This window comes from uncultured Campylobacter sp. (assembly GCF_938040115.1).
In the GTDB taxonomy this organism is placed as follows: Bacteria; Campylobacterota; Campylobacteria; order Campylobacterales; family Campylobacteraceae; genus Campylobacter_A.
The window spans coordinates 1-1,355 of the sequence record NZ_CALHXD010000017.1; the positions used below are offsets into that span (position 1 = coordinate 1).

At 48.0% G+C, this 1,355-nt stretch carries 3 protein-coding genes; 1 reads left to right on the top strand and 2 read right to left on the bottom strand.

The annotated features are described in order from the left end of the window. Nucleotides 1-92: 92 nt before the first annotated feature. Nucleotides 93-590, bottom strand: a complete 498-nt coding sequence (gene bcp, locus Q0314_RS00875; protein ID WP_298055456.1) for a thioredoxin-dependent thiol peroxidase — start codon at nt 588-590, stop codon at nt 93-95. Beyond that, entirely contained in the window at nt 587-790 is a 204-nt protein-coding gene (locus Q0314_RS00880; RefSeq protein ID WP_002949321.1) for a 4-oxalocrotonate tautomerase family protein, read from the bottom strand. Before Q0314_RS00880 ends, bcp begins: the two co-directional genes overlap by 4 nt. Before the next feature lie 201 nt (nt 791-991). Here Q0314_RS00880 and Q0314_RS00885 point away from each other — a divergent pair. Then, nucleotides 992-1,355 (top strand): aryl-sulfate sulfotransferase N-terminal domain-containing protein (locus Q0314_RS00885; protein WP_298055458.1); only part of this gene is annotated, 364 nt, incomplete at its 3' end.

A 1,355-nucleotide genomic window follows, 5' to 3' on the forward strand; every position in this document is an offset into this window, starting at 1 on the left:
TGAAGTAAATTTCGTCCCAAGACTAGACATATAGTCTGTCGCAGGGCGAAATTTATGAAATCATTTAAAAGCGCTCGCGAGACAAGCCGCAATCACTTCACAAGATCAGCTAGCACCTTCGCCGCATGATCCTTCGCCTTCACGCTCTTATACACCTTCGCGATCTTGCCGTCTTTGCCGATCACAAAGGTCGAGCGCGCGATGCCCAGATACTCTTTGCCGTAGTTTTTTTTGACCTGCCAGACGCCGTAGAGCTTGGCGACTTCGTGCGTAGGATCGCTTAGTAGGATGTGCTTTAGGCTCTGTTTTTGCGCAAAACCCGCATGCGACTTGACGCTATCGGGACTAACGCCCACGATCACGGTGTCTTTGGCTATAAAATCGTCGTAAAGCGCGCTAAATTCGCATGCTTCGGTCGTGCAGCCCGGGGTGTTATCTTTTGGATAAAAGTACAGCACGACGTTTTTGCCGACGAAGTCTTTTAGGCTGATACTTACGCCGTCACTGTTTTCTAGGATAAAATTTGGCGCCGTATCGCCCGCTGCTAGCGTGATTTTTCGCTCCAAATCCTCTTTTGAAAATTCGCTCATTTTTGCTCCTTTCTAATCTCCTCAAGCGTCTTGCCGCCCGAGCCTATCGAGCTTGCGTCGTATGTTTCGATATAAATTTGCACTCGCTCGCGGTTTTTGCCCAGCACGCGCACCATGGTGTCGGTCATCTCCTCGACCAGCTTTTGCTTTTGCTCTTTTGTCGGCTCCGGGCCTGCCATTTTGACGTTTATGAAAGGCATTTTTTCTCCTTAAATTTGATAAATTCGGGCTAATTATATCAAAATTTGACCCGTTATCCGGCTCGCTCTCGTTTTAAAATTTAAGCCTTCATATTAAAACCTAGCTTTAAATTTGATATTTAAGTAAAGTTTAAAGCTAGTATGATTATTATGTGATTTGGTAGTAGTAAAATTTGATAAATTTACCCAAAAGGAGCGAATATGCGTAAGAATTTTTTCGGTTCTATCGTTTTGGCTGCGGCCTTGGTAGGCGGCGCGTTTATAGCGGTGCCGCAGACTGCGAGTGCGGGCGTTTTGGCGCATCAGGTAAAAACCCAGGGCGAGCTTGGCTCGGTGTTTATCAACCCATACGACGTGGCGCCTCTAACGGCCGTCATCGATAGGGCGGGCAAGGACATCAAGGATATCCACGTGCGGGTGCTAGGAAAACCTAACGGCGGCATCGACATCGCCTATAACGTCTCCGAGCATGCGCTGCTGACGCATGACGGCGTGCCGATCTGGGGGCTGTATCCGGACTATCTAAACGAGGTTGAAGTAAGCTACGTTTTTAACGGCGAAAAGA